At 41.8% G+C, this 25,116-nt stretch carries 19 protein-coding genes and 3 pseudogenes; 7 read left to right on the top strand and 15 right to left on the bottom strand.

Translation table 11 applies throughout. The features are described from left to right. Positions 1-86: 86 nt before the first annotated feature. The 3 genes and pseudogenes from LEPTO7376_RS28785 to LEPTO7376_RS29320 form a co-directional block, all read right to left on the bottom strand. A pseudogene (locus tag LEPTO7376_RS28785) lies at positions 87-433 on the bottom strand (DUF86 domain-containing protein). Further along, on the bottom strand, positions 423-728 hold the full coding sequence (locus LEPTO7376_RS20805) for a nucleotidyltransferase family protein (RefSeq protein WP_015136006.1): 306 nt from the start codon (positions 726-728) through the stop codon (positions 423-425). The pseudogene LEPTO7376_RS28785 and the gene LEPTO7376_RS20805 overlap by 11 nt, the downstream one beginning before the upstream one ends. A 40-nt stretch (positions 729-768) precedes the next feature. After that, a pseudogene (locus LEPTO7376_RS29320) lies at positions 769-1,470 on the bottom strand (IS5 family transposase). Between the two features lie 72 nt (positions 1,471-1,542). Here LEPTO7376_RS29320 and LEPTO7376_RS28515 point away from each other — a divergent pair. The 7 genes and pseudogenes from LEPTO7376_RS28515 to LEPTO7376_RS20765 all read left to right on the top strand — a co-directional run bounded on the left by LEPTO7376_RS28515 (position 1,543) and on the right by LEPTO7376_RS20765 (position 8,186). Beyond that, positions 1,543-1,668, top strand: a complete 126-nt coding sequence (locus tag LEPTO7376_RS28515; RefSeq protein ID WP_264308926.1) for a hypothetical protein — start codon at positions 1,543-1,545, stop codon at positions 1,666-1,668. Next, positions 1,640-1,975 carry an IS5/IS1182 family transposase gene (locus LEPTO7376_RS20790; RefSeq protein ID WP_051188837.1) on the top strand — a complete coding sequence of 112 codons (336 nt, stop codon included), beginning with the start codon at positions 1,640-1,642 and terminating at the stop codon, positions 1,973-1,975. The genes LEPTO7376_RS28515 and LEPTO7376_RS20790 overlap by 29 nt, the downstream gene beginning before the upstream one ends. Before the next feature lie 54 nt (positions 1,976-2,029). Continuing rightward, positions 2,030-2,901 (top strand): annotated as a pseudogene (locus LEPTO7376_RS29315) (IS630 family transposase). A 395-nt stretch (positions 2,902-3,296) separates the two neighbouring features. Then, entirely contained in the window at positions 3,297-3,419 is a 123-nt protein-coding gene (locus LEPTO7376_RS28510) for a hypothetical protein (RefSeq protein WP_264308925.1), read from the top strand. 75 nt (positions 3,420-3,494) lie between these two features. Beyond that, positions 3,495-5,597: a glycosyltransferase family 2 protein gene (locus LEPTO7376_RS20775; protein WP_015136005.1), complete on the top strand. Its 2,103-nt coding sequence runs from the start codon at positions 3,495-3,497 to the stop codon at positions 5,595-5,597. A gap of 135 nt (positions 5,598-5,732) precedes the next feature. After that, complete coding sequence (locus LEPTO7376_RS20770; protein WP_015136004.1) at positions 5,733-6,584, top strand: DUF547 domain-containing protein; 852 nt, start codon at positions 5,733-5,735, stop codon at positions 6,582-6,584. A 123-nt stretch (positions 6,585-6,707) separates the two neighbouring features. Next, complete coding sequence (locus tag LEPTO7376_RS20765) at positions 6,708-8,186, top strand: glycosyltransferase (protein WP_015136003.1); 1,479 nt, start codon at positions 6,708-6,710, stop codon at positions 8,184-8,186. A 360-nt stretch (positions 8,187-8,546) separates the two neighbouring features. Here the strand turns inward: LEPTO7376_RS20765 and LEPTO7376_RS20760 are convergent, their stop codons facing one another. The 12 genes from LEPTO7376_RS20760 to LEPTO7376_RS20705 all read right to left on the bottom strand — a co-directional run bounded on the left by LEPTO7376_RS20760 (position 8,547) and on the right by LEPTO7376_RS20705 (position 24,412). Continuing rightward, complete coding sequence (locus LEPTO7376_RS20760; protein ID WP_015136002.1) at positions 8,547-9,758, bottom strand: beta-ketoacyl synthase; 1,212 nt, start codon at positions 9,756-9,758, stop codon at positions 8,547-8,549. Positions 9,759-9,863: 105 nt separating this feature from the next. Then, positions 9,864-11,078 (bottom strand): beta-ketoacyl synthase, encoded by a 1,215-nt coding sequence (locus LEPTO7376_RS20755; RefSeq protein WP_015136001.1) that lies wholly within the window; start codon positions 11,076-11,078, stop codon positions 9,864-9,866. After that, the gene (locus LEPTO7376_RS20750) at positions 11,078-11,344 is read right to left on the bottom strand and encodes an acyl carrier protein (protein WP_015136000.1); all 267 of its coding nucleotides are present in this window, start codon (positions 11,342-11,344) and stop codon (positions 11,078-11,080) included. The genes LEPTO7376_RS20755 and LEPTO7376_RS20750 overlap by 1 nt, the downstream gene beginning before the upstream one ends. Before the next feature lie 97 nt (positions 11,345-11,441). Continuing rightward, on the bottom strand, positions 11,442-12,794 hold the full coding sequence (locus tag LEPTO7376_RS20745) for a glycosyltransferase (protein ID WP_015135999.1): 1,353 nt from the start codon (positions 12,792-12,794) through the stop codon (positions 11,442-11,444). Positions 12,795-12,838: 44 nt separating this feature from the next. Beyond that, on the bottom strand, positions 12,839-13,843 hold the full coding sequence (locus LEPTO7376_RS20740) for an alpha/beta hydrolase (RefSeq protein ID WP_015135998.1): 1,005 nt from the start codon (positions 13,841-13,843) through the stop codon (positions 12,839-12,841). 116 nt (positions 13,844-13,959) lie between these two features. Then, entirely contained in the window at positions 13,960-16,380 is a 2,421-nt protein-coding gene (locus tag LEPTO7376_RS20735; protein WP_015135997.1) for a GNAT family N-acetyltransferase, read from the bottom strand. Between the two features lie 62 nt (positions 16,381-16,442). After that, positions 16,443-17,660 carry an MFS transporter gene (locus tag LEPTO7376_RS20730; RefSeq protein WP_015135996.1) on the bottom strand — a complete coding sequence of 406 codons (1,218 nt, stop codon included), beginning with the start codon at positions 17,658-17,660 and terminating at the stop codon, positions 16,443-16,445. Continuing rightward, positions 17,657-18,964 carry a lysine N(6)-hydroxylase/L-ornithine N(5)-oxygenase family protein gene (locus tag LEPTO7376_RS20725; RefSeq protein ID WP_015135995.1) on the bottom strand — a complete coding sequence of 436 codons (1,308 nt, stop codon included), beginning with the start codon at positions 18,962-18,964 and terminating at the stop codon, positions 17,657-17,659. The genes LEPTO7376_RS20730 and LEPTO7376_RS20725 overlap by 4 nt, the downstream gene beginning before the upstream one ends. A 50-nt stretch (positions 18,965-19,014) precedes the next feature. Next, complete coding sequence (locus LEPTO7376_RS20720) at positions 19,015-19,614, bottom strand: GNAT family N-acetyltransferase (protein WP_015135994.1); 600 nt, start codon at positions 19,612-19,614, stop codon at positions 19,015-19,017. Beyond that, the gene (locus tag LEPTO7376_RS20715; RefSeq protein WP_015135993.1) at positions 19,607-21,451 is read right to left on the bottom strand and encodes an IucA/IucC family siderophore biosynthesis protein; all 1,845 of its coding nucleotides are present in this window, start codon (positions 21,449-21,451) and stop codon (positions 19,607-19,609) included. The genes LEPTO7376_RS20720 and LEPTO7376_RS20715 overlap by 8 nt, the downstream gene beginning before the upstream one ends. Beyond that, positions 21,448-22,956 (bottom strand): aspartate aminotransferase family protein, encoded by a 1,509-nt coding sequence (locus LEPTO7376_RS20710; RefSeq protein ID WP_015135992.1) that lies wholly within the window; start codon positions 22,954-22,956, stop codon positions 21,448-21,450. The genes LEPTO7376_RS20715 and LEPTO7376_RS20710 overlap by 4 nt, the downstream gene beginning before the upstream one ends. A 55-nt stretch (positions 22,957-23,011) precedes the next feature. Next, positions 23,012-24,412, bottom strand: coding sequence for an aspartate aminotransferase family protein (locus tag LEPTO7376_RS20705; protein WP_015135991.1), 1,401 nt, complete (start codon positions 24,410-24,412; stop codon positions 23,012-23,014). Between the last annotated feature and the right edge of the window lie 704 nt (positions 24,413-25,116).

The raw sequence follows: 25,116 nt of genomic DNA, 5'->3' as shown, positions 1-25,116 counted from the left end.
AATGTTAACAGTCGCGATTCTGGCAGATCTGCCTTGTGACGATTGTTCACAGGATTGGTTATGGTTTGCAAATATCAAGCGTCAGCTCAAAGAAGTGTTTCGTCATTTAGCATCTGTTCAATACAAGCTTTGAGAGGAGACAGCTTAGTTTGTATTATGCTCCAAATAATTTTTGTATTCACCTTGAAATAAGTGTGAGCAATAATATCCCTTAAGCTGGCAATTCTTTTCCACTCAACTTGATGATATTTTCTCTGAGTTCGTTAGGGCTTTGTTTGGCTGTCTCACCGATAATTTGTAGATTATGGATAATCGCATCTAAGGTGCATTCATCTTCACATAGCTCTTCATAATTCAAGTCGCCAGCATAGATTTCAATCTTGCTAATGCTGCTTAAAATATCTGCAAGATATAGGCGAAGACTACGTGACATAGATAGCTTGTGCGAGAACAGTTTCTTTAATTTGTGGTTTCAAATCTTCTTTGATGACGAGATCCACATTTTTCTCAAAAAGATCTTCAAGAAGAAATTTTAAATCCATATAAAGATCAAAAGTTAGTTCAACATCAAATCCCACTAAAAAATCTAAATCACTGCCACTATTTGCTTCGCCACGAGCTGTAGAACCAAATAGTGCAAGGGATTTAACACCAAGCCGTTCGATCTGATCCTGGTGATCTCCTAAGGTCGAAAGAACAATGTGTTGATTTAAAGGTGATGATTTCATTTTCGCCACGGTTATTAGAGGATGTCTGAAAAGTCTGGTTTCAGGCTAATCGTCTTAATAGTAGAAGCATAGAGGCAATGTAAATCCAAGCTTCTGCACTTTCGGTTGAACATTCATAATCACGACTCAAACGCCTGCACCAATAAAACCAGCCAAAGGTTCTTTCTACAACCCATCGCCTTGGTAGAGGAGTAAAACTCTTTTGTTCTTTTGGACGTAACACAACCTCCAATATCCAACCGAAGCTATTCATCACCCAGCGCACGAGATTCGCGCCATGATAGCCTCCATCGACATAGAGCAAATAGAGGCGCTCTAAATTTAAATCTAGATGTTGAACTCACTCTAGTAGGAATCGCAATCCTTTGATATCAGAGATATGAGCTGCGGTGACTACCACTGCTAGAGGGATGCCCAAGCTATCAACCATCACATGGCGTTTACGACCTTTGATGCGTTTGTTGCCATCCACACCGACATCTTGGTGAATCATTGTTGCGGTATCCACCGATTGAGAATCCACCACCCCATAGCTTGGAGAAGAGGTACGATATTCCCTCAGATATTCCAAGGTGAGGAGTAACTGATTTTTCAGGGATAAAACACTGGGACGACCGGGTTTTTGCTTTGCTTTAGCTTCTGCTAGGACTTCTACCAGACGATTGAAGGTCTGAAGTTTAACTCCACAGGCTCTCCTGAATTGTTCTGGAGATAAATGTTGGAGCTGTTCGTAAGTTGGCATTTTTATCGCTATGGCTCTGTTACTTTCCTCTTTTTTACCTACTCTCACCCCTTTTGCAAGAGGTCAAGTGAGTTGGCAGATTTACTCCTCCAGGAAGACCGGATTCTCGAAGCCCAAAGAGTCTTAGATTTACTGAAGGTTCAAGAGTTAAATGACTTGTTCAGTGACAATGTCCGCTCTGCCGAAGCCGAACAATAAACTACTCAAAAAGAGTAGAGTGCATTTTCAGCAGGGACAACTCTGCCTTGCCGACGCTGGATATCCAGGTCTACACAAGCGGCATCAGCGGAGTCACACTCCTCAAAAAAAGCCTAGAGGAGGAGAGTTGACTGCGGAGCAGAAACAAGAGAATCAGCTCTTAGCAGCTCAAAGAATCATCATTGAGATGGTATTCAGAATGCTCAAAAGATTTCGTATATTATCCAGTCGATATCGTAACCGCCGTCGGAGATGGGGATTAAGACTTAATCTCATTGCTGGTCTCTACAATTTTGAATTGCTATAGCAGGCAAGGAGTGGGTTAAGACAGAATAGGATAGAAGTAATAAACATAGATGCCATGCCTGCTCCCCATAGTCTTGATTTACGCCTAAAAGCTGTTGCCGCCTTCGATAAAGGTGAACGAAAAAGTGATATCTGTCGCTTCTTTGGTATTAGCCGAAATACGCTAGACCTGTGGCTGAAACGACGAGAGAAAATCGGTTCAGTCGCTCCGAAGACAGATTACCGTCGAGGCCCTCAACCGAAGATTAATGATCTAGATGCTTTTCGTGCTTTTGCAGAGGAATATGGGCATCTAACCCAGAAGGAAATGGCGGAGAAATGGCCAGAGTCTATTAGTGATGCATCCAGACGTGAAGCTCTACGGAAAATTGAATTTACTCGAAAAAAAAGACCTATCGATATCAAGAGAGAGATAAAGAATTAGAAAAAGCATTTGTGGCACAACTGAAGCAGTATGGCCAAGAACGACTCGTATATATCGATGAAAGTGGATTTGATAATACCTTAGATTATGGGTATGGCTACTGCCATAAGTCAGAGAGGTTTATCGCAGAGAAGTTAGGTCATCGTACAGAACGAGTTAGCGTGATTGGAGGATGGCGAGAGGGAGAGCAGATAGCACCGATGGTATTTGAGGGCTATGCCAACAGCGCCTTAGTTTGCCAATGGGTAGAGGATTGCTTAGTGCCAGAGTTGATTCCGGGTCAAATTATTATTCTGGATAATGCCAGTGTTCATCCAAAGGAAAGAATACAAACATTGGTGGCGAAGGCAGGATGTGAAGTGATATTTTTGCCACCCTACTCACCACACCTGAACAAGATAGAGAAGTTTTGGGGGAGGTTAAAGAAGGAGGTAAGTAAGCTCATCAAGAAGACTGAGGATTTGTTCGATGCCATCAGAATAGCCTTCTGTTCTATGTCCTAACCTTCTCCTTCGCTGCTATATAACCTTTTGCAAGAGGTCAATTGTTGTCTCATAATCTCAATGGCTCAATCATGGCCTAATTTGCTGGCAGAAAAAATCCAGAAAAAGTCATATTTAGTCATGTTTTTCCGCTATCAGATATTGAGTTGTACAAAACGCTTGAGAATATTGAAGCCCTAGTTTTGCTGTTTTTACGTCAAGATCAGAAAATTAAGCAGGGCCTTCGCCTATAAAAAATGAATGGATGATTCGATGATCGCCGCAGTTTTTATCTAGTCTGCAAATGAAAAGTTATCCGTATAAGATCTGTTTTTGTTCATCTTTTTTTAGTTCATCCGCAAGTTGGTAGCGGTAGCAGAAAATCTCGAAGACCTTAATGAAATGCTAGTAAGTGTGTGGATTTGTCATCAAAGATAGATGCTGAAACTGCCACTCAACAAATGGTGGCGATCGCCGTCCCCTCCAAGATGAGCCCAGACCCAACTCGTTTTAGACAAGGTTTATTCTGTAGTCGGTAAAAGCGTCAACCCAAGAAATATTTTTTAAGTGCTAGGCTGAGCAATAAGTTTTTTCCTTTTTGTCAGTTTTTTATTTTGAAAAATATTGTTGCCGTTATTCCTGTCCTCAATGAGGAAGCAACAATCGAGACTATTATTCATCAGCTTAGGTTGCAAGGCATAGAGACGATTTGTGTTGTTGATAATGGCAGCAGCGATCGCACGCCGTTTTTGGCAGCCCAAGCTGGAGCTACTGTTCTTCATGAATCTCGTCGAGGATATGGCCAGGCGTGTTTGCGAGGCATACGATCGCCTCAGGTAGCTCAAGCTGAATGGATTTTATTTTGTGATGGCGATGGCAGTGATGATCTTTCTGATCTGCCGAAATTGCTATCGTTGCGATCGCAATATGACTTTATTTTAGGTAATCGACGGAGCACTGCATCTGGGCGATCGCAACTCACTCCAATACAAAATTTTGGCAATTGGTTAGCAACCCGTTTGATTCATTTGGGTTGGGGATATGCCTATGAAGATTTAGGGCCGCTCCGCTTAATTCGAAGACAAACTCTTGAACAGTTTGCAATGACTAATCGTGACTTTGGTTGGACAGTTGAGATGCAGGCCAAAGCCGCAGAACATTGGCAGCAAAACAGTCTGAGAATTTGTGAGCAGCCAGTCAACTACTTGCCTCGTCAGGGCGGACAGTCAAAGATATCCGGTACAGTGCGAGGTAGCGTCAAAGCGGGTCAAGTGATTCTAGCGACCCTTGCCAAACTATATTGGCAAAAAACAGGTCAAGTATTCTGGCAACGATGGCAGGCTTTTGTGAGACAAAAGTCTATGCAGCAAATATTACTCGGTGCGATCGCCCTCTTGATGTTAGTCGGGAGTATCTGGGCAGTTCCCAATGGGGACTTTCTCAATGACCCTAATGCTGTTCCTCATTTCTGGGTAGCGATGGGATTAATGAGTATTGGTTTCCTTGCCAGTCATAGTTTATCTAAAGTCAATCGTTACTGGTTTTGGGGGTTGGCGATCGCCCCGCGTTTACTTTTACTAGCGATGTATCCCGGTGACGATATTTGGCGTTATCTGTGGGAAGGCCATTTGCAAAATCACGGTTTCAATCCTTATCTGCTAGCGCCAGATGCTGATGTGCTTAATCACTTGCGCTTTGATTGGTGGTCTAAAATTAATCATCCTGACCATGCCGCGATTTACCCACCAGTAACACAACTAGGGTTTCGGGTGTTAGCTGCGTTGAGTCCTTCTGTCTTGTTATTTAAGTCAGCTTTTGTGGTCGCTGACTTAGGAATTTGTCGGTTACTTAGTTGCCGTTTTGGTTATAAGGCCAGCTTGATCTACGCCTGGAATCCACTGGTGATTTATAGCTTTGCTGGTGGTGGGCATTACGATAGCTGGTTTTTATTGGCTTTGGTCGCTGCTTGGTTGAACTGGGATTCTCCCCATTCGGAAACTGAAGGAAAAAGGCGATCGCCACCGAATAAATTAACATTGGCTAAATTCAAAAGTGTATTATGGCTAGGCCTGAGCATTGCAACCAAATGGATGTCCTTACCTGTTTTAGGATTTCTGGCTTGGCGGCAAGTCCACTCAGCAGATATTTCGAGTACAGACGAACAAACATCGCATTGGCGTTTTAAGAATTGGGGCAAGGCGATCGCCCTACTTTTGTTAGGAATTCTGCCCTTTTTAATTGCAGCACTTCCCTTTTGCCAAGGTTGGAGCTGCCCGGTTGTTCCAATCACCTCGCCGTTTGTCAGCTATGGACGCAGTGCGTCTTTGATTCCCCAATGGGTGACTTATTTATGGCCGGCCTCTGTCAAGCTCAACTGGATTTATGCAGTGCCATTGTTCATTAGCCTTTTGTGGGGGTTACGCAAATTCAAGTCAGTTGGGCGATTTACAGAACACTATTTGATCACATTGATGCTGCTGTCACCGATTATTCATGCTTGGTACTTTACTTGGCTTGTACCGTTTGCCGTATCAAGCCGCAACTGGGGCATACAACTCATTAGCATCTCTGCGTTTATCTACTTTGCACTGCCGTATCAGTTAGCGCTGGGAATGGAAAGTTGGTCACTCAGTTATTGGCAGCAAAGTATCCTCTGGGGGCCATTTCTCCTTGGGCTATTTCTCTTCGGCATACAGCGCCAAAAAAACCATAACTAAGAAGTTGTTGTGGACTTCTACAGTGACAAAACATCAAGAACTTATCTCCTTATCAGGATGCTTTCAGTTGTGTAACAGGTGAGGAATTTATGCTCAGTAAAGGTTAGCCAGTTCTTTTAAAATTGCTTATTAATCATGAGAAAACAATATTTGTTGACGCTGTTGATTCCCGCCTTTATTGGTGTGAACGGATGTTTCGCCTCGCCTTCATCACAGACCTCTAGTCCGGCGATCGCCCAAGAAACACCAGCGAATAGCACCACAGAAAATGCGGATACAGAGACCTTTGCGGAGGTTCTTTCAACTTATGTTGATGCAGAAGGCTTAGTGGACTACAAAACCCTACAAAAAAATCGTCAACAATTAGACGCTTATAACGCGTCATTACAACAGCTCGATCCAGCCACCTACGAAACCTGGAGTGAAGAAGCAAAAATTGCCTTGCTAATCAACGCTTACAACTCGCTCACTCTCAAAGCAATTATTGATGAGTCTCCCATTAAAGAAAGCATTAGGGATATTTCCGGTGTATGGCGTTTCAATCGTCATGGCATCTTGCAAGATGAGAAAACGCTCAACAATATTGAACACGATATTCTTCGCGTCGATTTCAACGAACCTCGTATCCATGCAGCCCTCGTTTGTGCAGCAGTAAGTTGCCCTTATCTACGCCAAGAACCTTACACTGCCGAAAATCTAGACGCTCAGCTAGATGACCAAGTACGAATTTTCCTAAGCAGAAAAGAAGTTTTCGAGATTGACCGCGAAAAAGGAGAAGTACGTATTTCCGCAATTTTTGATTGGTTTAAAGAAGACTGGATTGCAAGCTTCGGCACCGATGAAGGCTTTGCTGGGAATGAAGGTGAACGAGCAGTTCTAAACTTCATCACCGAGTACATTAGCGCTGAAGAGAGTGATTACCTAAGAGCCGGAGACTACAAAGTCAAATACTCTAATTACGATTGGTCGCTCAATGAGCAGTCATAACCCTACATTTAATTGGCCTCATTAATTGCCTAAAGGCCTCCGCTATTTGGGGCTATCTCTAAGCGCTTGTATTTAGACAGAGAAGCCTCGTTCATCATCATTTCAAACTAGTTGCTCGCGAATATGAATGCATTGTTATCTAAAGTGCTTCTAGACCTTACACCTGTTCTTTATCTCAGCATTCTTTTAGTGATTTCAATTTATGGTTTTCATAAATTGGTCATGCTGTGGCGATTTTATAAATACAGAACGGTTGGCTATGCAGCGACCAATATGTTTGATGAAGCTGATTTGCCGAAGGTGACAGTCCAGTTGCCAATTTTTAATGAGCTATATGTGGTGGAGCGACTACTTGAGGCGATCGCCGAGCTTCACTACCCCCCCGACAAACTGGAAATCCAGGTATTAGACGATTCCACCGACGAAACCCAGTGGCTCTGTCAAAATAAAGTCGAACAGCTCCAAGAACGGATCAACATTCACTATATTCGGCGGCCCCATCGTCAAGGCTTTAAGGCTGGGGCTTTAGACTATGGACTCAAGCAAGCCACAGGTGAGCTGATCACAATTTTCGATGCAGACTTTGTGCCTCAGCCCGAGACGCTCTTACAAATGGTGAACTATTTCACTGACCCTTCTGTAGGAATGGTTCAAGCAAGATGGGCACATCTCAACCGCAAATATTCTTTGCTGACAGAAGTCCAAGCCTTGATGCTAGACGGCCACTTTGTCATCGAACAAACAGCACGCAATCGAGCAGGCTGTTTTTTTAATTTCAACGGAACGGCAGGAATTTGGCGAGCATCAGCAATTGTTGATGCTGGTGGTTGGCAACATACCACCGTCACAGAAGATCTCGATCTCTCCTATCGGGTTCAGCTTAAAGACTGGAACTGTATCTATTTGCCACATATTGTGGTGCCCGCCGAGCTGCCCATGGAGATGAATTCCTTTAAATCGCAGCAGTTTCGTTGGGCCAAAGGGGCGAGCCAAGTTGCAAAAAAAATTCTGGGGTCGGTGTTGCGAGCCAAGATCCCGCTACACGTGAAATTTGAAGCGTTTCTACATCTCACAAACAATTTCAACTATCTTCTGTTGATGGTGTTGTTGCTTTTGTCTTTGCCCTATCAAATATATATCTCCCAACATCAATGGGAATATGGCTTGTACATTTACCTACCTATTTTTGTAATCACCACACTCAATCTATTTGGTTTTTACTGGGTATCTCAGCGCGCTCAAAATAATGATTTAGAGTCTCCATGGCGGTTTGGATATCACATTTTCTTTCTACTTAGTTTAGGTATTGGCATGAGCCTCAATCAATCTTTAGCTGTTTGTGACGGTCTTCTGCGTTTCGGCACCGAATTTGTTCGGACGCCTAAGCATGGTCTCGTGAATCGATTTGAATCCTGGAAAACTAAAAAATATCGAGGTGCGAAAACTTGGGTTGTTGGGTTAGAGCTACTAATGCTGACGTATTTAGCAATAACGATTGGTTTTGCTTTATATCATGGCCATTTTCTCTCCCTACCGTTTTTAGTAATGTTTTTTGTTGGTTATGCCTACGTGTTGAAATTGGGTTTGTTTCAGTATCGCTAAAGGGTAGAGGACTAAAGCCAATGAATATTTCGATCTCTACTAATTGAGATTCCTTTCTCCTTATTGGTAATGGATTATCATACTTAGTGACCTATAGAGCAAAAAGTCATTTTATTCTCGTTTTTCAGCTCGTCGAATAGACTTTCGATGGCATTTAAACAGTAATTTTCACAGGCTGACCTGGGGACAATCTGAGAATAAATTGGTATTCAAATCTATCGAGAGACGATGAGTTAGCGCTTGAGCCACTGGTATTAGATCACATAGCTATCGTTGTTCCCTTAGAAGTGATATTAAAGCGATTGACAGGATTTAATACCTCGCTCTAAAACCAGTGAGCGTGGGCTAAGTTGACAATGTCTACATTTTATATCGACCAAAAACAAGGGCGACATTTAAGCCTCCAAAAGCAAACGAGTTACTCATTGCATAATCAATGCCAAGAGAACGGGCTGTATTGGGAACATAATCTAAATCACATTTAGGATCTAAACCCAGATAGCCAACAGTCGGTGGTGCAAAATTATGTTGAATGGATAAGGTCGTTGCCACGGCTTCTAATGCTCCAGAAGCACCCAATGTATGGCCTAACATCGATTTTGTTGAGGACACTGCAAGATGATCGGCATGAGAGCCAAAAACTTGGTGGATGGCTTGAGTTTCAGTGGGATCATTCTGTGGAGTGCCTGTACCATGGGCATTCACATATTGCAGCTGATCGGGTTGAAGTTGTGCCTGTTCTAAAGCTGCTTTCATGGCACGTGTGGCTCCATTCACATCTGGTTTCAGCAGGCTTCCTGCATCCGCACACATTCCCCAGCCTAGATATTCAGAACGTATTGGGGCATTTCGAGCTTGAGCATGGCTAAGGGTTTCAAGCATTAAAGTGCCTGCTCCCTCGCCAATCACCATCCCTCCGCGATCTTTAGAAAAAGGCCGACAGACATCCCGAGAAATAACTCGCATCGCTTCCCAAGCTCTTACACAGCCTGGGGTAATCGGTGCTTCTGCACCACCGACTAAAGCAACATCCACTTGGCCCGATTGCAAAAACATCATTCCTAGGGCGATCGCATGACTTGCAGAAGCACAGGCACTAACTGGACCAAATACAGGCCCTTGAATACCTAGATCCATACTGATTTGAGAAGCTGATGCTGAAGGCATTAACTTTGGCACAGTAAAGGGGTGTAGTTTATGATTTCCTTTACCATAGAAACGATAATAAGAAGAATCTTGGGTGACTTGACCACCCACTCCCGTTCCATGAATAACAGCAATACGGGTTGCATTGTCTGGTGTAATTATGAGTTGACCATCCTGAATCGCTTCACGGGCAGAGATGATTGCGAATTGAGCAAAGCGATCTAGAGTTGAAAGCTGTTTACTATCAAAATAATCAGAAGGTTGATAGTTTTTTACTTCACCAGAGGTTTTAGCGCGAAAGTGTTTTACATCAAATGATGTTGTCTCGTTAATACCACAATGACCTTCCTGCAAGCTTTGCAAGAATGCTTTTCTATTATTACCAGTGGCACAAATAGTCCCTAAACCCGTAACGACAATACGCATTATCTCAATTCCTACTCTTTAATAAATTCGTTTTTAATATTGGTAAAATGCGCTGATTTTTCTGGGCAATGCTTACAATCGTCAAAATTTATAATTAACCTTTATTTAGGCATGGTGTTTTCCAAAAACAAGAGCAACGTTTAAGCCACCAAAACCAAAAGAGTTGCTAAGGGCATAGTCAATTGTTAGGGGGCGAGCTTTGTTTGGTACATAGTCAAGATCACATAGTGGGTCTGGTGCAATAAAACCAATAGTGGGTGGTGCAAAACCATTTTTAATTGCTTGAATGGTGGCGATCGCCTCCACAGCACCAGCAGCACCGAGAGTATGACCAAGCATTGATTTTGTCGAAGAAACCGCAACATTATCTGCTGCTGCTCCAAAAACTTGTCGAATAGCTTTTGTTTCAGTGGGATCGTTCTGGGCAGTGCCTGTGCCGTGGGCATTAATGTACTGGATTTGCTCAGGCTGAAGTTTTGCTTGTTCGAGAGCCATCTGCATTGATCTCATTGCACCATCTACATCCGGTTGTAGGATACTCGTAGCATCTGCACTCATCCCAAAACCTAAGCACTCAGCATGAATTGGGGCATTACGAGCTTCAGCATGTTCCATCGTTTCGAGAACCAGAGTACCAGCCCCTTCCCCGATAACCACTCCGCCTCGCTTCTGTGAAAAAGGTCGACAGAAATCTCGAGAGACAACTCTCATTGCTTCCCAGCATCGTAAAAATCCTGGCGTAATTGTTGCCTCAGCTCCACCGACGATCGCTACATCTGCTAGTCCCGATTGCAATAGCAACATACCCATGGCGATCGCATGGGCCGAAGAAGCACAAGCACTAGCAGTACCAAAAACAGGACCTTTAGCACCAAGATCCATACTGATCTGGGAGGCGGAGGCAGAAGGCATAATTTTGGCTACAGTCATCGGATGTACCCTTGGGATCCCTTCCCCATAAAAGCGCTGGTAATTATGCTCCTGAGTTGTCTGTCCTCCTACTGTTCCAGTGCTATGAATGACAGCAATATGAGTAGCATTCTCTGGAGTGATAGTGAGCTTTGCATCTTGTACTGCTTCTCGTGCAGAAATTATCGCAAATTGAGCAAAACGATCAAGAGAGACTAACTGCTTATTTGTGAAATAGTCTTGGGGATTATAATCCTTAACTTCTGCAGCAGTTTTAGCCCGAAAATCCTGAGCATTAAATAAAGACGTTTCTGCAATGCCACAATAACCTTCTTTTAAACTTTTTAAAAAAGTTTCTTGGTTCTTGCCAATAGAAGAAATTGTCCCCAAACCTGTGATGGCAATACGCATTAACCTCCCTCCTTTTCTGCAATTAAAGTATTGACAATCGTGAGAAGATCGTTGACTGTTTTCAATCCATCAAAGCGTTTAGTAATATCCTCTTGATCCGGAAATTCAACAAGAAATTCTTCCTCAATTTCGAACATAACTTCAGTTACATCTATTGAACTTAGACCCAAAGCTGTCAAGTCAATCTCAGAAGATACTTTGCCAACATCAGTCTCAGCAACAGTTGCTAAAATTTCAAAGAGCTTGGCTTGATTTGTATCGGACATATTTGTCTCCATTTTTTATTAGATTAAATTAGATTTGATCAAAAGAATTACTCGTAAAAATTGCAAGTAAAAAAAAGATGATAGCTAAGGAATATGGCTATTGTGAAGTAAGATATGCATTGTTTTTAGAGAGATTTTCTCTAGGTTTTTGATCACTTGTAAAACTAGAAGCGCTTAAAGTTTCAGCAAGAACAGGTTGACCTGTAGAAATTGCGTTCTCGATGATGTTAGCCGCAAGGCTTAAGCCACCTGATTGCTCAATCGCTTTTTGTAGTCTTAAAGCATTTTCTTTGTAAACACTTTTCGTTAAAACTTGCTTGATTGCTTGGCCTAGTCGTTTTACATTTACCTGTTTGATAGAGATCGCTTCACCTACTTTTGTCCAAGCAATCCGTGCTGCTACACCAGGCTGATCATTAGAGATCGGAATCGCAACTATGGGGACACCATTACTGAGAGATTCCAAGGTTGTATTTAACCCAGCATGAGTAATTGTCAAACTCGCTCTTTGCAAGAGTTCTAATTGTGGTGCACGGCTTACCACAATAGGGTCTCCAGCTAATTTCATCTGTTCTGGACTAGTGTTGCCTCCTAAAGCAATGACTAATTGTGCATCTAGATCCACACAAGCTTGGGCAATCATTTCGAAAACCCAAAAAAGGTGACTTTGTAAATTCCCCACATAAACATAAATCAGAGGCTGATCTGTCAGCTTGTCATAAGGGAAATCTACAAATTCTCTAATAGCAGCATTAAAATATGTTCCTGTGAAGTGAAAATGGGGAGGAAGTTCTTTTTTGGGAAAATCAAATTCGGCGACTAGATGGGTGATTTGAGCCAACTTTGAATAGCTTTGATCAAAGTTTTGATAAATAGGTAAATTCCACTTACGTCGCCACTCATTCACTAATTTTAGTAAGCTCTTTCCGAAGCGATTCACAAAAGCATAACCGATTTTATTTCTCAGAATCCCGATCCACGAAGGATCATATTTCCAAAAGAGACTATTGGGAGGAATGCTGTCTTCTTGGTTGAACATTAAGGCATTACATACTGTGATAAAAGGAATACCTAAATGTTCGGCAATTGTTCCTCCAGCGGGTGTGGCTTGATCCACTAATAATGCTTCGATACCAGCTGTCTGAATCGCCTTTGGGATTTCTCGGAAGCATAATTCAGCTCCTTTCGAGATCCGCAACAGTGTGTACTTCACTGCGTTAAACCCTTTTAAACTACGGATTTTGTCAGATACTACTTGCATATATCCTTCCGGAAAATCAGATTCACCAATTAAGTGAAAATCTAAATTGGCAGCTAAGACAAGAGATTCTGCATCTGCAATTCCTAATACCGTTACCCGATGACCTCGCTGTTTTAATTCAGAACCAATAGCAGCCATACAGTTTAAATGACTAGTTGTTGCTGGACAAATAATGCCAAAATGAGTCATGAAATTAAATTAATTTGAAATAAATAAGAGAAGTTTCAATGTGGTTAAATACTTTTGGAAAACTCAGTTTGATAGCACAAGCTTTTGAGATTCTCAGCTATTTCATGGAACGCAACTTTTGCTGTTTTCACTTTATGAGTGAGGCGAATAAATCCGTGAATAAGAGAAGGATACTGTAGTATTTTTACAGAGTTTCCAGAGACTTTTAAACGCTCTGCATACATTAAACCCTCATCACATAACGGATCATGTTCGGCTACAACCATCACTGTGGGAGGGAGATTGCTCGCATCTCTGACCTTCAATGGAGACACCTCCCATTTTTCTACTTGAGTGGAACTCTCTAAATAGTTATGCCAAAACCAATGCATTGCTTCCGGTGATAGTCCACAACGGTGGCCTGATTTATAGGATGGTGTTTCAAAGCCGTATTGCGTAACAGGTGTAATGAGGAGTTGACCAGCCAACGGAATTTTTCCTTCATCTCGCAGTTTGATGGAGGCGACAGCAGCCAAATTACCACCTGCACTTTCGCCGCCCAAAACGATACGATTATGATCCCCCCCCAGATTAACTGCATTTTTATAGACCCATTTCGTCGCATCAATAGCGTCAATAATGGGGAGGGGATATTTATGTTCTGGGGCATGACGATAATCGACAGAAATAACAATACATTCTGTATATTTTGCAAGGAAGGAACATGTATCATCGGCACTATCTAGAGTCCCGAATACCCAACCTCCTCCTTGTAAGTAGACGAGGATTGGTAAGGAAGTTACTGTATCTTGATCTGAATTTTGTTGAGCTTTAGTTGTGTGATAAATACGGATGTTGAGAGGAGGAGAATTCAGGCGTTCTATCTGTCGATCTTCAAAATCAACGCCAGCTTCTAAATGCAGATCGTAAAGTTTATTTCCCTCATGGAAAAAATAACGTGCTTCAACAGCGTCCAAATTGTCTAGTTCACTGAGAGGAGGATGTTTTAATTCCATCATTCTCTGTTTGATTTTCTGTGAAATTGCTAAAGCTTCAGGATCAATTGCCATAATTACTGATTTTGAATTTGAAATGATTTTTTCTTTAGGTGAAATGATATTTTTAGCTAATCATCTTAAAGCCTTTAAGATAATTGGCTATTGCGATTAATTTTGACTATTTCTCCTTACTTTTTTTGAGATTTTTCTAAGTACTTATAGAAGCGATCTCGATCTAAAGTTGTGAGAGAGGCACGTTTGTGATGAAGTCGAATCATGCCACGATTTTCATACCCAATGGATTCTAGAGCAGGAATTAAAATCGCATTTTTAATATCTGATTCACCAACAAGTCTCTTCGTCTCATAGGTCTCGAAAACAAACTGGGCACAGGCTCGCAAGCCAGGAATCAAAAACTCTGGTTCAAGAAATTCTCTACGACCAACGGCAATATGTGCACCAAGGTCAGATTTATCGTAGTCATAGTAATGACGTAATGGGTCGCTTGCCATCTGGTAAATAATGCCAAAGCCCATCGGTTCATCGCCAGAATAAGCCATCACCATATCTCTGGATTCATTAGTAAGGCATTTCTTGAGATACCATTTAAATTCAGCTAAAGAAACATTGAGTTTCCAAAATAAACTGAGATGTTTTTCTTGCATCCATTGATGCATAATGCCTAAGTCTTCATAGGTCAGTCGACGAAAAGAGATCTCACGATTATATTGTTTGTCAGTGACAGTAAATGGCTGTTCTGTTGCTTTTGAAAACTGAGCTTTTCTAGTTTGCCAAAGTTCATATGCTTCGTCTTTTAAAGTGGTATACAAAGCATTTCTAACTTTTCCATAAGCTACCGCATGAGGGCGATCGCTGTCATCGTTGTAGCCATAGGTGATCAAGCGATTTCGATTTAAGCAGAGCTTAGTGAATTTCGGAGCAAGCAGATTAAACAACTCAAAGCGGTCTTGGAGTTGTGGGAATTTCGCCTGATAGTTGAGGATGGCTTGTCGTACCTGCCGCCAGAACTTTACCTCGGGATAGCAAATATGTTGATCAAGCAAATCTGAGAGATAGCGATGATGACAAACAAATAAACCTGCAAAAATGAATTGACATAGACCTTCTGGCGGTTCTGTCAGTAACACTTTTTTGAGATCTTCAGAGAGGTTAAGTAGTTCTGGTAACGGCTGGTTACTAATATTTACATCGTCAACAAAATCCTTCATGGCGAGGCGATGAGGGATATTCTCTTTGAGAACGAGAATTGTATTTTCACCGTGAGGAGAGAAGACAGTACCGTACTGGTAGAGGTAGTGCAATAGTGGCGGTAAAACCGTGTTGAAAAGGCTATCTAACCAAGCTTCCAAGGAGAGACCAGAGGCATCTACCAGTTTGAGAATGAAGGGATAACCATCGGCATCCAAATGAACTAGGGAAGCTAAAGTAATGGGTTTTTCGTCTGGATCTGTGTAACTGAGAACGCTTTCCCGCCAGAGACAACCCAGCATTTCTTTGTACTGATAAGGCGCGCTGGAGAGCTGCTTGTAGTAATCGTGATTGTAGTTGAGACTAGCTACTTCACCAGGAAGAATCATCCGACATTCTTTGCTGAGGAATGAATCATTGGCATGAATGGCTTTGATGTACTCGGTGACCTTTGGTGCGATTTGAGTACGCTCGTTTGGTAAGCCACGATAAACCAAAGTATTAAGAATACTGAGGGGCAATTTTACGTGACGTTTTTTGCTATGGGTGGTGTTTACGAATGTGCGGATGGACTGTTGTGGCAGGTATAAATCTTCGCTCTTGCCAAGGTACACAATCGACTGTAATGCAACGGCTTCGCCGAAAATCGGCACAACGATATTCTTCCACTGCCAATCATGCACAGGCATGAAGTAATACTTTTCTTGTTCTAGGCCGCGCTCTTGCAAAAGGACATTAAATCTTGCGATAGTTTCAGCGGATAATTCTTCTCCGATTAAACGCTCATAATCGAGATCTGTGATGCCGTTATAACTAGACTGTTCACGGGCGATCGCCAACCAAGTCATTTGGATAGGCTGCTTACTTTCGGGTGCATGCTGAAGATAATCATCATAACCAAACCCAATGCGACCTTTGTTGAAAGTAATCCAAGGGTGACCTTCCATTTCGCCTTCTAGCTCGGCATAACTCAGATTGAGGAGATCAACCTCTTTACTATGTTTGCGTTGATGAATGTGAGCATCAGCAATCAAGGTATTTGTGAGTTCCTTCAACAAATGAGCTGTTGTTTCACCTGTCATCCCAACAGTTTCATGAATATCCAGTGCAAACTGAAAAGGATTTGTTGCTGGTGTCCATTCATCATTTTCTCCACGATAAATCGACTTTGGGTCAACACGATAGCTATCAAATATACGTAGCTTGGCTGTAAAGCGATATCCCAGCCCATCAGGCAGATTCAGCTGATAAGTGACAATATCTTCTTTGTCATCAATAACATCTGGTTGGATAATCTCCTCATACATAAATTCGGAAAGCATCTTTGTCAGAAGTTTGAGACTAACAGCTTCCCAAATTTCAGGGTTTAAAGCGGCATTTAAGGCTTGAATATTACTCATAGTTAACAGGGTTAAATCACTAGATAAATAGGGTAATTAATAAAAGAAAAAATAAACGTTTTTTAAGCGCTACGTTGATATCGAGTCACAGTTTTTGCAAGCACTGGGTTTAATGCTAGCGACCAGGTATATGCTAATGTGAAGACCGACAAAACAGCTGCCACTATTAGAGGAGATGCAAAACTGTATTCCTCGACAAGATGAGAAGCTGTTAAAGGTGATAGAACTAATCCCACATTGGCAAAGGCGAACATTAAAGTGTAATTAAGAGGGATTTTTTCTGGATCGCTATTGTTGAATAAATAGAGTTCTAAAGCTGCCTGAGTCACAGCAAGGAAGAAGCCATAAATCACTCTCGAAAAAACAAAAAGTGATAAAGAATTCGTTGAGCCTTGAACAAGTAAGGTCACCGCTAGTAGTAATGACCCGATGGTGTACAACATAGGGATACGGTGAGGTTTCGCGTAACTACGTATGAAAGGTAATGCGGCGATCGCCATTACGCTGGGAATTGCAAAAAGAATACCTCCTGTTGTTAAAGTTGTCCCAAAATAATCTGCTTCAGTTACATAGCTAACAAAGTAGGGACGCACAAGATTATGAATGAACTGAAACAGTAAACCAATAACTCCAATTGCTGGAATTAATGCCCAGTTACTCTGGAGAATATCTGTCGTTTTTGTCTCAGATTTACTATCATTCGCTATGACTTCTTTCTTGGGTAGATCCTCTAAAAAGAACCAACATAAAGCAAACTGTAATATATCTAGTAAAGCAACAACAAAAAAGGCATTGAGAGGATTTTCGAGCTGAATAATCCAGATGCCAGCAATACTAGAAATAACAATGCCACTATGGAAAACAGCTTGGTAGGTTCCGGCAATAGTCTCCCGTCTTTGCTCACCACCCAATTGAATAATCAGGGGATAAAGAATCACAAAACTACTCCGAAATAGCAACAAAATAACAGTGGCAATTGTAAATTGCGTTACGTTCTGAGTGAAAGTCATAAAAACGCAGACTAGGGCAGAACAGATTTGACCACAGTAGAGTAGAGTTTTGATATTTAATTTGTTGGAGAAAAAACCCCAAAATGGTGCCGTCACCACCACAGTCATGCGGCAGATAAAAATATAAAATCCTGTGTAGGTTAAATCCTCTACACCAAATACTTTCTCAAAGAAAACTGGATAAAAAGGAGCAAGTAATACCTCTGAAAAAATGTAAGTAAAGGTACAGACGAACAAGACTGAAATAGAACGATTCAAAGAATTATTCATATGGATTTAACACCAAATTCTTGGAATACGTTTTTCTTTGCTGTTGGATAGACCTCACGTTCAAGGAACGTATTAATAATGACTGAGCTGCGATGTGCTCCCAATCCTAAATCTGGTGCACCGATACCATGGGTATGAAGCTCTCCATTCTGTACAAAAATTGAGTTGGGAATAGATTTTGTGAGGGTGACACGATAGTCCAAGTTAACGCAATAACGATCTTTGTAATCCCACTTAATCAAATCGCGAATCGGTTCAATAAATTCTGGAACCACATGGTCATAACCAGTGGCTAGAACAACGCAATCTGTGTCGTGTTCAAAGTAGTGATCCTGCTGTACTTGACGGTAACTGAGACGATAGCCACTCTCCGTGATTTCGGCTTCTTTTACTTCTAGAGAGGAGCATAACTTCACGTCTAATTCAGTACCGCCGATGGTTAATTCGTAGAACCGATTGTAAATTTCAGCGATTAATCCTTCGTCCATGCCTTTATACAAAAGGTTTTGGTTGGAGCGAATTTCATCACGCTTTTCAATGGACAAATCATAGAAATATTCGATGTAATCGGGGGAAAAATATTCCAGACCCAATTTTGAATATTCCATCGGGAAGAAACCAGCGGAGCGAGTATGCCATTCGAGATGGTAGCCACAGTCTGCTTGGGCATTGAGGAGTTCGTAGAATGTTTCCCCTGCGCTCTGACCAGAACCAATCACCGTCACAGATTTAGCGTTTTGCCATTGCTCTTTGTGGTGGAGAAATTGTCCTGAATGGAAAATATTGTCCTGTTTGCCCAGTTTCCGCAGACATTCGGGGATACCAGCTTTACTACCGACCCCCAAGGCTAAATGTTTCGCGTTGTAGGTAACTGTTTCACCAGTGCCATGGTCGCGAGCCATAACAGTGAAGTAACCAGAATCATTCCAGGCGATCGCCTCAACATTTTGACCGAACTGACAGGTCTCGCCTAATTGCTCAGAAACCCACTGACAGTAGTGGTTATATTCCCGGCGATAAATCTTAAATTCCTCTAGAAAATAAAAATGATAAAGACGAGAATGTTCACGGAGATAATTCAGAAAAGTGAAGCGACTCCGAGGATCTGCCATGGTGACTAGATCCGCCAAAAATGGTACTTGAATAGTTGCAGCTTCTAGAAGTAAGCCAGAATGCCAATTAAATTGGGACTTCTGCTCGAGAAACACCGCATTAACGTCAGCAATTGGCTCCAGCAAAGCCGCTAAGCTTAAATTAAATGGGCCGATACCAACCCCGAGTAGATCGTAAACTTGGTTATTCATTGCTACACTGACTGATTTTCATTAGAACGAATACATTAGGTAGAAATTATTTATTGATAGAGTTCAGCCGGAGACCATAAGCTTTCAAATCTCTGGCGATCACAGAACATTAGAGATCCTGTTTTATCTGGAAGATCAATATTCTTTTGAAACTCAAAACCACACTTTTTAAAAATGTGAATCATCTTGGCATTACGAGCATCAGGTTCCGTTACTGTTTTCGTGGTCGAAGTATGCTGAAACTGAAACATTGTGATTGCTCGTAAGAAAGGTAAAGCCAAACCTTTTCCAAGAAAATAAGGCTCTCCGATTAATAAATGAATGCCTTGGTCAGCACTTTCTGCTGTATAGAATTTCCCAAGAATATCATCAACTACCCAGTATGATTCCCAATAGCTCATTGGTTCATCATCTAATAAGCCAATATAAGCAGTTTGATGTTGGTCGGCTAATACTTTAATGAGATAAGATTTTATCTTTTCAATTGGAAAATTCATCTGCCAAAATGGAATGACATGAGGTTTATTCATCCAGCTATGAATGCGCTCTAAATCTAATTCTAGAGATATTGGTCGAAAAGATATTTTTCCCGGAATTGTTCGATCATAGACCTCATAAACTGGCTGAATTTGAGTCTCTAAATCAGGCATAAGCTTCCTCCTTAGCCATTGTTTTGACTGTATGCAAAGGATTTTGAATATTGACGTAAACTGATTGCGTTGCAACAGATCCGACCAACTCATCCATATTGTTAAAGCGAGTTAAAAGATTAGCTTTAGTACGGAAGGTTTCACTCTGTAAATTATCAAGGAGTTTGGAGCCTGCCAAATTAAAATCGGCAAATTCAGCAAGTAATATATTTAGTTCTCTTAATAGGAGATTTTCATCAACTAGCTCAGCTACGCCAAGGGCATTAATAATCCCAAAGACATTATTGATAAAGACGTAGTAAACAAGGCATTCATCAATGACTTCATCAGGACAAAATGTTTCACTCTTCTGGCTAATTCCTTCGAGAATACCGTTTAACTTGTCAGAAAAAGACTCTCTGTAGTAATAGCCTTGATTATCGCGATAATGAAAACATTTCGGATATCCATCTTTGAGTTCAAGAACACTATTTTGTTGGTGCGCTTCTAGGGCAATACCGTAAGTGAAGTACATCCATAACATTGGTTTAACTGATAGAGATAAATACTGTTTAAACCAATCAATACTGACCTTTTCTGTAGAACGGTTTTCTTGTGTAGCTAGGGTACGAATAATATTAGCCAGACGAGAACCACTGCCATCCAGAGCATCTTGGCAAAGGCCGATTAAACAACTGGCATCACTTTCTGAATCGGTATTTAGGTTGTCAATTTGCTTAGCTTTAGTTTGGAAAGGATTAGCTCGCAAAATTGTGGCGAAACCTGACTCTTTGCCATCAAGAGGAATGGTGATATATGCCGGATCACGAATTACTTCAAAGTTTGGGAAATGGAAACGTAAATCCTTGCCGATAGTACTGGAAAAGATTTGATTCACCTCCAAACCCCGTTCTAATTCTTTAAAGAGATTGGCTCGAACTGAATTAGTGATTTTAATATTTAGTGAAAGCTTCACCATAAACCGAGCATCTGCGTTATATACCGTTCGTACAGAGGAAGTCGGTTTAAATTTGCGTCCTTGTTGGCCTAAATCTTCGAGGAGTTCTTTGCCAATTAGGTTTTGAACTTTTTCGGAATGTAGTAACCAACGGCCTTGCCATGGATGTACTGGCACTAATGCGTAGTCATCATTACCGCAATAAGTAGCTTTAAAGGCTTCTGAAACAGCGTCGTCATTGCGCAATTCTGTTTTGATAAGCTCAGTGGCACTTTCTTCGAGGGTAGAACCTTCGATGATGATTGATTTATGGGCGCGGAAATAATGGAGTGAAAATTCTCCTTCTGTTTCTGGAGAGTAATCTGTCATCTCCTGAGATAAAAAGCCTTGTCTACTTTTTGGTGTGGGATGCAAATGATGGCCGAGGACGAGGGATTGTTCTGTCTCGCCAAAATTGCGTTTAAATTCGTATAGTTCCGACGCCTTGGGTTGTCTTGCTTCGACAAATTGCTGAATGTTGTTGCAGCTTTGGATCACTCTTTCGATTAACTCATCGTAGGGCTCTGTTGATCCCATGCTGAGACTCAATTCTTTGAGGAGTAGGGTACTCAGGGTTAAGTAGTCTAGTTCGAGAAGTTGGTCGCGAGCTGCACATTTATAGAAGAGCGGAAATGTAAATATGTGGCGATCACTGAGAGACCAGTACTTCACACCAACAAGAATCTCGATATTTTGCTGAGCGAGAGGGCAAATAATCGCTGACTTTGCGTTGGTACGCTCTTTTAGTTGGAGGGTAAGGGGATCATCCGCTGCGAGGGATTTGAAATTTCCAGTTTCACGTAAATAACAATTCAAAAAGCTCTGAATCGTTGCTGCTTCGGCAATTTGTCTACTATTCATTGTTTTGGGTAATCTCGCTCTAGTTTTTGGCCTAGTACTTTTATTTCTGCCAGTAGGGACTGGAGATGCTCAAGCTGAGTGAGGGGATTGAGGAGGGTAAATTTTAAATGGGTTTTTTTATTGACTTGGGTTTGGGCAATCACAGCTTTTTTCATCAGCATCAGTTGCTTCGGAATTTGCTGATTAATTTGTTCTAAGTCCACTGCCTCTGGGCGATCGCCGAAATAACGAAACACCACTGCATTAATGGCTGGATTTTTATTGGCTAGCTCGAAGTGGCGATCGCCATCAATCAGTTGTGCGGCAGACTGGGCGAGATCGATGGTGGTATTGACCATCTCATCAAAAGCCTCTACACCAAGAACTTGCAGAGATAGCCATAATTTCAACGCATCAAACCGTCTAGTCGTTTGAATCGACTTCGTAACAAGGTCTGGAATACCTTGCTCTTCATTAATTTCAGGGTTGAGGTAATCAGCATTAAGACGAATCAAGCCGAAATTTGCCCGATTCTTCAGCAAAAAAGCACCACAGCTAATAGGTTGGTAAAAGAGCTTATGGAAATCAACAGTGATTGAATCCGCCTGCTCAATCCCAGACAACTTAGTGGAGTGCTTATTACTGAGTTGCAAAGCACCGCCGTATGCCGCGTCAACATGAAACCAAATGTCATGTTTCTGAGCAATTTGAGCGATCTCTGTAAGAGGATCGATACTGCCAAAATCCGTGGTTCCAGCTGTCCCGACAATAGCAATCGGCAACAGATTTTGATTCTGAAGCTCTATTAATCGAGCCTCTAGATCAGCAGCCCTCATACAAAAGTTGTCATCGGCAGGCACTGTGACAACGGCGTTTTCACCCAAACCCAAGAGAGCAGCTCCTTGACGCACCGTAAAATGCGCCACTTCTGAACATAAAATCCGGAACCGAGTCGCTTCTGGGGGCAACCCTTCTTTCTGAACCTGCCAATTCAGGTGAACCTTTGCATAGTTATCTCTTGCCAAGAGCAAACCCATCAAATTTGATTGGGTTCCACCACTTGTAAATGTGCCATCAGCATTACAGCCATACCCAAAAGTAGAACAGAGCCAGTCCGTTAACTTTTGCTCAAGGACTGTGGCACAGGGACTTTGATCCCAGGAGTCCATAGATTGATTGGTTGCACCAATGATAAGTTCGGCGGCGATCGCCGGGATCAATGGTGGGCAATGTAAATGAGCGATACAAGTGGGATCGTGAACAACAACAGAATTAGACACGATATGTGCCAATTGCCCTTGTATCTGAGACCATTCCTGCGCCTCGAAATTGAAGTAGTACGGACTCGCCAATTCTTCAATTAATTCATTAGGAGTAGCTCCTGAATAAGATTTATCTTTTTGCAATAAATTTCTAATAAGGGTTTCTTGGGAGATGGCGATCGCGTCACGATAATGCTCAAGACTCACAGGATGAGCCGACAAAAAATACCGTTCAAAGCGATGCGCCACTTGGAGAAGTGACATAAGTAATGAAGGCTAAAAAATAGATCAGAAGAAGAGCGGGCATGATAGCGACAACTTAAGCAAGCTTCTGCTCTGCCGCCGCAACTGATTCCGCAAAAATCTCACTAACAGCATCAATCTGTTCTGCTGTGATAATGAGTGGTGGCAAGAAGCGAACCACAGTGCCAAATCTGCCGCCCAACTCAAGAATCAGACCGCGTTGTAGACATTCTGCCTGAATCTGTTTGGCGAGTTCGGGATGAGCAGTGATGCCCATTCTGGGATTAATAATTTCTGCGCCAAGCATCAAACCACGACCACGGACATCGCCCAGACAAGGATGATCCTTCTGAATTTCCCGCAAATGGCTCAATAGGCGATCGCCTAGAACTTGAGCTTGATGAGCCAAGTTATTCTCTATAATGAATTTCAGCGTGGCGGCGCCAGCGGCCATTGCTAACTGATTACCCCGGAACGTGCCAGCATGAGCTCCCGGTTTCCATAAATCGAGATTCTTGTTGTATAACACCACTGACAAAGGCAGAGAACCACCAATGGCCTTTGACAGTAGCACGACATCCGGGGTAATTCCCGCATGTTCAAATGCATAGAGTTTTCCAGTCCGTCCTATACCAGCTTGAATCTCATCCAGAATTAATGGAATACCTCGCTCACTGGTAATTCGAGCCATTTCTCTCAACCAGTGATCAGGAGCAGGAATAACCCCACCTTCTCCCTGAACCGCCTCAAGAATCATCCCCGCTGGTTTGACAATGCCACTTTCAGGATCATCCAGAAGATGCTCAATGTACTTTGCACTAACTTTTTGGCTATCATCACCACCAAGTCCGAATGGACAACGGTAATTGTAGGGATAAGGCAAAAAATGTACATCCGGCATTAATCCTGATATTTCTTGCTTCGGCGCTAAACTTCCAGTCAAACTCAAAGACCCATTGGTCATACCATGGTAACCGCCAGAAAAAGAGAGGATGCTCCGACGTCCGGTTGCTGTTTTGACCAATTTGAGTGCTGCTTCTACTGCATCTGCCCCAGTGGGGCCACAGAACTGAATTTTTGCAACCTTGGCAAATTTCGGCGGCAAACTTGCAAACAGTTGCTCAACAAATTGATCTTTGATGGGTGTCGTCAAATCCAGAGTATGGAGTGGATAACTACCATCCAAAGTCTGTTGCATCGCTTCGAGTACAACCGGATGATTGTGTCCTAGGGCAAGGGTTCCAGCACCAGACAAACAGTCAAAATAGGTGTGGCCATCAACATCTTTGATAAAAATCCCTTTCGCTTCTTTGATTGCTAACGTGATTCGGCGAGGATAGCTACGAGCATTAGACTCTCTAGCTTCTTGACGCTTTAAATACTCTTGAGATCTCGGTCCAGGTAGCGATCGCCATTGACCAGAGTCAGCAGGCTTTGCTGCTCTAATCTCTCGATTATTTTGATAAAGCTGTTGCATGGCAAACACCCCCTCTTTAGTAGTGAAAGAGCCAAATCGTAACGATAAATATTTTCAGGCTACAGATTGTGAACAATCTAGCTTTTTTGAAAAAAAATGTCAACAAAAAGATTATAGGCTATTCAGCACTCAAAAATTCTGTAGCAGCAGGGCTCATGATATCTAGTAAATATTGTCTATGTTATGAGATCAAAATATTTAATTTAATCAAATCAAGAAATAATTTGCTTTTTAGGAAAATTGATCTGAGATCTATATTTCATCAAAAATAAGCATTTAATCATTCAAATCAATGTGTTTTTTATCTAAAAAAATCTATTTTTTTTCTTATCAATGATTTATTTCCTATGTGAATTAAGCCCATGAAATCTTTCTTTTATTTTTTTATTGTATTTTTTGTGTGTGATATAAGAATGGAATAAAAATTCATTTTTCAAGTCTACAAGCTCATTATTAATGCCAATATATTTTTGTATAAGATAATTGACTGAATTGGCTAGTCAATAGAAAAAATACTTATATGGTCAAAAGTTTGATGGCATATTGGCTTCTGGATTTTTTGGGATAAGAGTCAGGCAGTAAGCCTTTAAACCATTGATATATAAGGGAAAAATCTGATTGGCGACCCTGTCTAATGCACTAGGTTTTTATACAAAAAATATTCGCTATACATGCCATTGTCAGTGGAGATGATTTCTATTACC

This window comes from [Leptolyngbya] sp. PCC 7376 (assembly GCF_000316605.1).
Taxonomy (GTDB): domain Bacteria; phylum Cyanobacteriota; class Cyanobacteriia; order Cyanobacteriales; family MRBY01; genus MRBY01.
The sequence above is the reverse complement of the archived record's forward strand: the minus strand, read 5'-3'. Positions and strand labels throughout refer to the sequence as shown.

What these genes read in the sequence shown, in the direction of transcription:
- LEPTO7376_RS20760 (WP_015136002.1), bottom strand. Translation starts at nt 9,758, where the DNA reads ATGCGTATTGTCGTTACGGGTTTAGGGACTATTTGTGCCACTGGTAAT.
- LEPTO7376_RS20740 (WP_015135998.1), bottom strand. Translation starts at nt 13,843, where the DNA reads ATGGCAATTGATCCTGAAGCTTTAGCAATTTCACAGAAAATCAAACAG.
- LEPTO7376_RS20715 (WP_015135993.1), bottom strand. Translation starts at nt 21,451, where the DNA reads ATGAATAGTAGACAAATTGCCGAAGCAGCAACGATTCAGAGCTTTTTG.
- LEPTO7376_RS20705 (WP_015135991.1), bottom strand. Translation starts at nt 24,412, where the DNA reads ATGCAACAGCTTTATCAAAATAATCGAGAGATTAGAGCAGCAAAGCCT.
- LEPTO7376_RS20735 (WP_015135997.1), bottom strand. Translation starts at nt 16,380, where the DNA reads ATGAGTAATATTCAAGCCTTAAATGCCGCTTTAAACCCTGAAATTTGG.
- LEPTO7376_RS20755 (WP_015136001.1), bottom strand. Translation starts at nt 11,078, where the DNA reads ATGCGTATTGCCATCACAGGTTTGGGGACAATTTCTTCTATTGGCAAG.
- LEPTO7376_RS20790 (WP_051188837.1), top strand. Translation starts at nt 1,640, where the DNA reads ATGTCCGCTCTGCCGAAGCCGAACAATAAACTACTCAAAAAGAGTAGA.
- LEPTO7376_RS20720 (WP_015135994.1), bottom strand. Translation starts at nt 19,614, where the DNA reads ATGCCTGATTTAGAGACTCAAATTCAGCCAGTTTATGAGGTCTATGAT.
- LEPTO7376_RS20750 (WP_015136000.1), bottom strand. Translation starts at nt 11,344, where the DNA reads ATGTCCGATACAAATCAAGCCAAGCTCTTTGAAATTTTAGCAACTGTT.
- LEPTO7376_RS20725 (WP_015135995.1), bottom strand. Translation starts at nt 18,964, where the DNA reads ATGAATAACCAAGTTTACGATCTACTCGGGGTTGGTATCGGCCCATTT.
- LEPTO7376_RS20710 (WP_015135992.1), bottom strand. Translation starts at nt 22,956, where the DNA reads ATGTCACTTCTCCAAGTGGCGCATCGCTTTGAACGGTATTTTTTGTCG.
- LEPTO7376_RS20805 (WP_015136006.1), bottom strand. Translation starts at nt 728, where the DNA reads ATGAAATCATCACCTTTAAATCAACACATTGTTCTTTCGACCTTAGGA.
- LEPTO7376_RS20765 (WP_015136003.1), top strand. Translation starts at nt 6,708, where the DNA reads ATGAATGCATTGTTATCTAAAGTGCTTCTAGACCTTACACCTGTTCTT.
- LEPTO7376_RS20730 (WP_015135996.1), bottom strand. Translation starts at nt 17,660, where the DNA reads ATGAATAATTCTTTGAATCGTTCTATTTCAGTCTTGTTCGTCTGTACC.
- LEPTO7376_RS20770 (WP_015136004.1), top strand. Translation starts at nt 5,733, where the DNA reads ATGAGAAAACAATATTTGTTGACGCTGTTGATTCCCGCCTTTATTGGT.
- LEPTO7376_RS20745 (WP_015135999.1), bottom strand. Translation starts at nt 12,794, where the DNA reads ATGACTCATTTTGGCATTATTTGTCCAGCAACAACTAGTCATTTAAAC.